1 protein-coding gene is annotated in these 439 nt (G+C 70.6%); it reads left to right on the top strand.

Annotation, left to right across the window (positions count from 1 at the left end; all coding sequences use genetic code 11):
- A partial coding sequence (locus B3T77_RS01005) for an HpcH/HpaI aldolase/citrate lyase family protein (RefSeq protein WP_292076243.1) occupies nucleotides 1–439 on the top strand: 439 nt, incomplete at both ends.

Raw genomic sequence — 439 nt, 5'->3', positions numbered from 1 at the left:
CTGGCGGCGATGAAGGCGGCGGGGGCCACGCTGGTCGTCGCACCCAAGGTGGAGACGCCGCAAGCCGTGCACGCCCTGTCCGCCGGCCTGGCCAAGGGTTGCGCCCTGTGGGCGATGATCGAGACGCCGCGCGCGCTGATGGCCGTGGCCGAAATCGCAACGGCGGACGGGGCGCTGGACGGGCTGATGCTGGGGGTCAACGACCTGGCCAAGGCGCTGGGGACCGGGGCGTCGCCGGATCGCGAGCCGTTCAAGCCGTGGCTGGCGATGCTGGTCGCCGCCGCGCGGGCCAATGGCTTGCTGGCCATCGACGGGGTGTTTAACCGGATCGACGATGCCGAAGGCCTGGCGGTCGAGGCATTGCAGGGGCGATTGTATGGGTTCAACGGCAAGAGCCTGATCCACCCGTCGCAGATCGCGGCCGCCAACGCCGCCTTCT

This window comes from Brevundimonas sp. UBA7838, from assembly GCF_002500885.1.
GTDB lineage: Bacteria > Pseudomonadota > Alphaproteobacteria > Caulobacterales > Caulobacteraceae > Brevundimonas > Brevundimonas vesicularis_C.
This window is presented reverse-complemented; position numbering and strand designations above follow the sequence as displayed.